The organism is Phormidium pseudopriestleyi FRX01 (genome assembly GCF_017313335.1).
Taxonomy (GTDB): domain Bacteria; phylum Cyanobacteriota; class Cyanobacteriia; order Cyanobacteriales; family Laspinemataceae; genus Laspinema; species Laspinema pseudopriestleyi.
The window spans coordinates 1-6,298 of record NZ_JAFLQW010000017.1; the positions used below are offsets into that span (position 1 = coordinate 1).

The window sequence follows — 6,298 nt, forward strand, 5'->3', positions numbered from 1 at the left end:
AGAGGTGATTCAGAAAACGATTTCGGCGGATTCTGATTTGAACTGGACTAAGGAAGCACAAGGGGAATTGAATAAGGTTCCCGGTTTTGTGCGCGGTAAGGTGAAGCGGAATACGGAGAAATTTGCCCGGGAACGCGGGTTTAGCCAGATTTCTTTGGAAGTGATGTATGCGGCGAAAGAATCTGTAGGCGCGTAGATTTGAGGGTTGGGTGGGGTGACCCACTTAACGCAAATTAGAAGAGGGCGATCGCCTAACCGAACGAGAGGCGATCGCCTGACACTCCATCTCTATTTGAAAAATGGTTCGCGAGATACATCGAAGGAAAAACACCAGTGAATGAACCGAAAATTTACATCTCAGTTCCCGCCGATTATGATAAACCCTGGAAAGAAGCACTTTCTCTTTACTTTGAACAGTTTTTATCGTTCTTTTTTCCGGCCATTCATAGTCAGATAGACTGGACTCAACCCTATCGTTCCCTGGAAAAGGAACTGATGGAACTGGTGCGGGATTCGGATGTTGGGACTCAATTTGCCGATAAATTGTTTGAAGTGAAACTCCTCAACCAACAGACCGTATGGATTCTGATTCATGTCGAAGTACAGAGTCAAACGGATCCGGAGTTTAATCAACGGGTCTATCGGTACAACTATCGCGCTTTGGACAAATACAACAAACCCGTGGTTAGCGTCGCGATTTTAGGAGACGATAGTCCATCTTGGCGTCCCACGGAATATTCCTATAGCTTGGATGGGTATCGACTCCGGATGGAATTTCCTACGGTGAAACTGTTGGACTACCAGAGTCGTTGGCAGGAGTTAGAATCGGAAGAAAACCCCTTTGCGCTGATGGTGATGGCGCATTTAAAACCCAAGCGACGAACGGGAAGATGACTGAACGAAAACAGTGGAAGTGGACGCTAATTCGCTCACTGTTTGAAAAGGGTTATACTAGAGATGAGATGGTAAATCTATTTCGGTTTGTGGACCGGATGATGAGCCTACCGAAGGAACTGGAACAGCAATTAAGAACTCAAGTGATTCGCTATCGGGAGGAAAGACAAATGCCGTTCATAAGTCCAATGGAAGAACTGATCCAAGAAGAAGCGCGTGAGCAGGGACGTCAAGAGGGACTTCAAGAGGGACTTCAAGAGGGACGTCAAGAGGGAATGATGGAAAAGCTGCGAGAGAATATCCTGCAAATTTTGCAAATCCGGTTTGGGGAATTACCACAGGAAGTCCTAGAGGCGGTTAATGGGATTGAAGAGATGGATATTCTCAATTCGCTATTGCGGGAGGCGATCGCGATCGCCTCAATCGCTGAATTCCAAGTTTTTATGACCTCCGTGAGAACATCAGTTGAATAAATCAGGGAAATCCAAAATACCCCCTCTCGCCATCGGTTTAGGACACGGCAATGCCGTGCCCTAAGCTTCAAAACTGGAAACCCGAATTTAAACTCAATGGATTATGACTAATTTTCAGATTTTTTCGCTTCAGGTGGAGCCTCAGAAATTACCTCATATTCAATGACAACTGGAGAGTCAGGTATAACGTCAGATTCTGAAACCACTTCCGATTCCGGCAGGATTGGAGTAGCGGTCGATTCACCTCTCATTTCGGCGACGCGATCGCGAGTTTGATTCGCTACTTCACTGGCTTTTTCTCGCGCTTGTTCTGCAAAAGATACAGTGCCTTCTCGCGCTTGTTCTGCAAAAGATACAGAGCCTTCTCGCGCTTGTCCCGCGACTTCCTGCACTTTACTTTTCGCTTGTTCCGAGATATTTTGCGCTCCCTTCATTAATCCGCGCAAATCACCCATTGTTTTAGTATAATCATCTTTGAGCAACTCGCCGACTTTATTCAGTTTTTGATTCATGCCATCGGTGTAGGGTTGAGGGTCTTGGATGGCTGTATCAATGGCAATAATTCGCTTACTTCCGATACTAGAAATATCATCCGGAGAGAGCAGATAAGTCCCTTCTACTGCACCCCGCCAACCGCTCGATTTATAAAGATAACCGACGACAGCTCCAGTCTGAGTGGCAATGATATAATCGCGCAATTCACCGGCTGTATTTCCGCTATCAGTCAAGACTTCATGACCAATAATCCCTTGATTAATTTCTGGGGACTTTTCGGGTTCTTCCGCCTCGGCATTAATGTTTACTAAAACACTATCCGCACCAATACTATAAATTTGGGCCCAAGAAAAAGAATGTCTTTTAACCCCTAATCCCAGAACGCCGCCTGATTTAGAGGAAAATCCGACAACGTGATGGGAATTTGCATTGAGCCACAGTTCATCAATGTGGCCTATTTCTTCTGCGGTGCCGCGATCGATGACGCGACGATTTAGCAACTGAGAAGACTGAATCACTTGTTGTTCGATTGCCATATTAAAACTCCTATGGATTATAAACTCATCCGTTGTCCGGATGATTGACATCAGACTGGTGAGTGCAACCGGCTAAAAGCCATGATGCCTTGCCAACAAACCATTCGTTTCCGATAGTCTGCTCAAAGGAGCAATGTACAGGAGTGATGAGATTTACCCGGGTGGGGTAATCGGGCGCTAAGGTAGCAACATGGCCTTCGGCGATCGCTCCATTTAATTGCTCCTTCCCTCTAGCCTGTCTGATATGAACCGATACTAACAAAATCGCGTAGAGGGATCCGCCGCTTGTTCAGGATGGATAGCCCTTTTTCGCCACTTCGGATTCCAACGAAGTTTGGGGGAGTGGGATGGGTTTTGTGACATCCTCCGCAGTCACCGTATCCGAATCCGGGTCGGGCAGACGCATTGCAGACTCCAATTTTTGAGAGTCGGCTGAAACTTTAGACCGATATTTTGACAGATGAATTTGGATTTGCGGACCCGAACGCGCCAGAGAAAAAATCACCCCATCTTCGGCGGTCACTTGAGTAATGGGAGACTCCTTCAGATAAGTCCCATTCGTGCCGAGATTAATAATTTTCCACTGGAGACCGACCCGTCGTAACTCTACATGATGTCGAGAGACAACAGCACTATAGAGTACGACATTATTATCCGTCGCACGCCCAATCCGAATTGCAGATTCGTTGTCAAATTTCCAACTCTGAATCGGTGTGGACTTAATCGGATGCAATAAAGTTAATGTAATCACAGGAGCATCCCTATTCAGTAGATCTACCTTTGATAACAAAGGTTTAAGGTACAGTCGCAACAGGGTCCTTAAATTTCCCGGGTTACAAAAAGGACCTATTTAAAAGATACCCCTCTCACCCTTCCTTTTCTCAATTCTCAGGATCTCCCTTGTCAACAAGACAAGAGGTTTCGTCTAAACTGGAATAGAAATCCAGGGTTGATGGGTCCGGCTAACAAAACCCCCCGCCAGACTTAGAAAAAGTTGGCGGTGAGTCTGTCAACTGGGAAAAAGGAGGTAAATACTTAGTCCGGGGGTACAGCCAAGGTTAGAAACCAGGTTTGGTTACAAAATCTCTGGTCCTTATAGCCATCCTAAATGATTTATAACCGAGCCCGTGAGCCAAAGGTGAAGTGCCGACAGCACGCGGATCAAACTCTCATCTGTGCGTTTGAACGGTAGCTTCATGACCCACCGGCACCCCAGGACGGTTATAGCAAGCCAGAAAGGGTAGACACCCGGCTTGTTGTCCCCCGGATTTAATCCAGAGCGAATCCAGTGCCGATTCCCGAGACCCTAGGACAGTTGGAAAATAAAGGTGACCATATCTCCCTTACCCAAAGCAATGCGATCGCCCGCACGCAAAAGCTGGCGATTTCCTTTCGGTAACGGCAGATTATTGACGTAGGTGCCATTAGAACTGCCCACATCCTCCAGAAAGAAATTAGTTCCCTCCACACGGATATCCGCATGAATGCGAGAGACCACTTCAGAATGGGGAAATCCCGACACATCTACATCTGGGGGAACCATATCATTGGGTTTGCCAATGTGAAGTACCGACACAGTGGAGGGTAATTCCACCGGGGTATTCGTTTGAACATGGAACAGTCGTGCCTGTGGCATCGCCTGAAGTTGAGTTGCCGAACTGGTTCCAACCGGAGTGGCAATCGGAGTCGGTGTCGGAGTTGGTGCCGGAGTCGGTAGCGGAGTCGGTGGCGGAGTGGGGTCCGGAGTCGGTAGCGGAGTGGGGTCCGGAGTCGGTAGCGGAGTCGGTAACGGAGTGGGGTCCGGAGTCGGTAGCGGAGTGGGTGCAACCGGGGGAGGAGTCTCCGCTTCCGGTTCCGAGGTGGAAAATCCGGCTAGGTGGTCTGGGGATACCAGGGGTTCTGGGGGGTCTAGGTCCGGGAGCGACCCTGTCGAGGAACCCGAGGCAGCAGAAACTACCGTCGGCAAAGCTTCGGGGAATTCTACAGAGGAGCTTTCCTCAGCAGCATTGACCTGGAGATTATAGCCACACTGACCGCAGAAGGCGGCATCAGTTTGGACCGTTGCGCCACAGTTCGGGCAGTTCATCGTAGCAGGCAAAGGAGTCAAACAAGCCTCACATTGGATGGCTCCATCAGGATTTTGGTGGTTGCAATTCGGGCAAACTATCATCTTGGTTAAGTTCTCGCTTCGATACGATCGGAGAAAAGACGGGTTTAAACTGCTGCTATTGCGGCGGTTCAATCGCTTCAGCAGAGAATAGCAACGAGGGGTTCACAGCAAAAGTCCATCGGACCTCTGATCTGATCACTCCGCCTTGCCATTGCGGATAGACCGTTTAGACGGCTAACTCCCGTCCTGCCGGTTCATCTAATAGCCACCATAACTCGCCTAAAGGCTGAATCAGCCGCGCCGGGTAGGTTAGAGGGTCAGCTTCGGCGGCGAAAATTTGTCCGAGGGCCTGTTGTTTGGAGGCTCCTGCCACCAGAAAGAAGACATTGTGGGCGTGGTTAATTAGGGGAACGGTAAAGGTGATGCGGGGCTGTCCGTCTTTATTGCCTACGGTCACGAGGCGATCGCGCACTTGTAAGGCGGAGGTATGGGGAAACAGGGAGGCTGTATGAGCATCATCGCCGATTCCCAGCAAAATGATATCAAAATTGGGGAATTCTCCTGGAGAAATGGCAAAGAATTCTTGCAAATGGGCCTCATGGTGCTGGGCATCGGTAGCCGGATTTTCTCCCTGGGTGGGAATCGGGTGAATGTTGGCGTCGTCCAAGTTAACGCGATCGAGCCATGCTTGACGTGCCATGAGCTGATTGCTATCAGGATCCGTTGGGGGGACATAGCGTTCGTCTCCCCAAAAGATGTGAATTTTTTCCCAGGGAAGGTTGAAGGTGGCGAGGGATTCATACAAGGGTTTGGGGGTGCTGCCACCAGCTAGGGCGATGGTACAGCGATCGCGCTGTTGAATCGCTTCGTCAATTTTGGCCCGCACCAGTTCCAGCGATCGCTCAATTAGGGCAGTTTTATCGGCTAAGACTTCGACGTTATGATTCATCCGGTTGGATTAAAATGAGGGTTTTCCACCCTATTTTAAGCAATCTAGTCAAGAGGAGATGAGGAAGATGGGGAAGATGGGGCGGATGGGGAGAAGAGGAAACGACTGAAGTCGTTACTAAGAAAAAATATCCTTCCGATCTCCCCCATTTCCCGATCTCCCCCATTTCCCGATCTCCCCCATTTCCCGATCTCCCCCATTCCTATGCTTTCTCACCCCAATCCCGATCGCCTGATTATTTTTACCCGTCTTCCCTATCCTGGCACGACTAAAACCAGGCTGATTCCTGCATTAGGGGCAAGGGGGGCGGCGCTCTTGCATCGACAATTGGGGGAACATACCTTGGCAACAGTTCGAGAGGGGTTGCACAAGAAGATGGCGAAACCGATCGCGGTGGAAGTCCGATTTACTGGGGGAACCCTGGAACAGATGCAAGGGTGGTTGGGGGAAGATTTGGAGTATCGACCCCAGTCCGAGGGAGATTTGGGCGATCGCCTCAAAGCTGCTGCTCAGGAGGCATTTGAGTCGGGATGCTCGCGGGTGGTGATTATCGGGACCGATTGCCCGGATTTGGATGCCGTGACCCTCATGCAAGCTTTTGAATCCCTGCACTCTCATGACATAGTTTTAGGACCCGCAATGGATGGGGGATATTATCTGATTGGACTGTCTCGGTTCATTCCGCAGATATTTCAGGGGATAGCTTGGGGGACTGGGGAAGTTTTGGCCCAAACTCTTGCAGTGGCGGGTTCTGAGTCCCTGACTGTGGCGCAGTTACCGGAACTTAGGGATATCGATCGCCCGGAAGATTTAGCTGAATTAGGGTCCCGATTCTCCCTGA

9 protein-coding genes and 1 pseudogene are annotated in these 6,298 nt (G+C 49.5%); 5 read left to right on the forward strand and 5 right to left on the reverse strand.

The annotated features are described in order from the left end of the window. From J0895_RS00620 to J0895_RS25540, 4 genes and pseudogenes are all read left to right on the forward strand, one after another. Positions 1 to 196 (forward strand): annotated as a pseudogene (locus tag J0895_RS00620) (ferredoxin:protochlorophyllide reductase (ATP-dependent) subunit B); the annotation flags it as partial. Between the two features lie 18 nt (positions 197 to 214). Continuing rightward, positions 215 to 337, forward strand: a complete 123-nt coding sequence (locus J0895_RS26220) for a hypothetical protein (RefSeq protein ID WP_277989768.1) — start codon at positions 215 to 217, stop codon at positions 335 to 337. Next, a complete protein-coding gene (locus tag J0895_RS25535) occupies positions 334 to 894 on the forward strand; it encodes an RpnC/YadD family protein (RefSeq protein WP_340643418.1) in 561 nt (186 codons plus the stop codon). Before J0895_RS26220 ends, J0895_RS25535 begins: the two co-directional genes overlap by 4 nt. A gap of 68 nt (positions 895 to 962) precedes the next feature. Continuing rightward, complete coding sequence (locus J0895_RS25540; protein WP_242540945.1) at positions 963 to 1,367, forward strand: RpnC/YadD family protein; 405 nt, start codon at positions 963 to 965, stop codon at positions 1,365 to 1,367. Positions 1,368 to 1,474: 107 nt separating this feature from the next. Here J0895_RS25540 and J0895_RS00630 read toward each other — a convergent pair whose 3' ends face one another. The 5 genes from J0895_RS00630 to pgl form a co-directional block, all read right to left on the reverse strand. Further along, on the reverse strand, positions 1,475 to 2,398 hold the full coding sequence (locus J0895_RS00630) for a PRC-barrel domain-containing protein (RefSeq protein WP_207086214.1): 924 nt from the start codon (positions 2,396 to 2,398) through the stop codon (positions 1,475 to 1,477). Between the two features lie 25 nt (positions 2,399 to 2,423). Further along, positions 2,424 to 2,660 carry a hypothetical protein gene (locus J0895_RS00635; RefSeq protein WP_207086215.1) on the reverse strand — a complete coding sequence of 79 codons (237 nt, stop codon included), beginning with the start codon at positions 2,658 to 2,660 and terminating at the stop codon, positions 2,424 to 2,426. Between the two features lie 27 nt (positions 2,661 to 2,687). Next, positions 2,688 to 3,149 carry an FHA domain-containing protein gene (locus J0895_RS00640; protein ID WP_207086216.1) on the reverse strand — a complete coding sequence of 154 codons (462 nt, stop codon included), beginning with the start codon at positions 3,147 to 3,149 and terminating at the stop codon, positions 2,688 to 2,690. A gap of 555 nt (positions 3,150 to 3,704) precedes the next feature. Further along, positions 3,705 to 4,568, reverse strand: coding sequence for an FHA domain-containing protein (locus J0895_RS00645; protein ID WP_207086217.1), 864 nt, complete (start codon positions 4,566 to 4,568; stop codon positions 3,705 to 3,707). Between the two features lie 166 nt (positions 4,569 to 4,734). Further along, positions 4,735 to 5,457, reverse strand: coding sequence for a 6-phosphogluconolactonase (gene pgl / locus J0895_RS00650; protein ID WP_207086218.1), 723 nt, complete (start codon positions 5,455 to 5,457; stop codon positions 4,735 to 4,737). A gap of 204 nt (positions 5,458 to 5,661) precedes the next feature. On the opposite strand from pgl, the gene J0895_RS00655 reads away from it, so the two are divergent. Beyond that, positions 5,662 to 6,298, forward strand: a 637-nt coding sequence (locus J0895_RS00655) for a TIGR04282 family arsenosugar biosynthesis glycosyltransferase (RefSeq protein WP_207086220.1), incomplete at its 3' end; no start/stop codon positions are given.

Coding starts and splice junctions, on each gene's coding strand:
- J0895_RS25540 (WP_242540945.1), top strand. CDS start 963: ATGGTAAATCTATTTCGGTTTGTGGACCGGATGATGAGCCTACCGAAG.
- J0895_RS00630 (WP_207086214.1), bottom strand. CDS start 2,398: ATGGCAATCGAACAACAAGTGATTCAGTCTTCTCAGTTGCTAAATCGT.
- pgl (WP_207086218.1), bottom strand. CDS start 5,457: ATGAATCATAACGTCGAAGTCTTAGCCGATAAAACTGCCCTAATTGAG.
- J0895_RS00645 (WP_207086217.1), bottom strand. CDS start 4,568: ATGATAGTTTGCCCGAATTGCAACCACCAAAATCCTGATGGAGCCATC.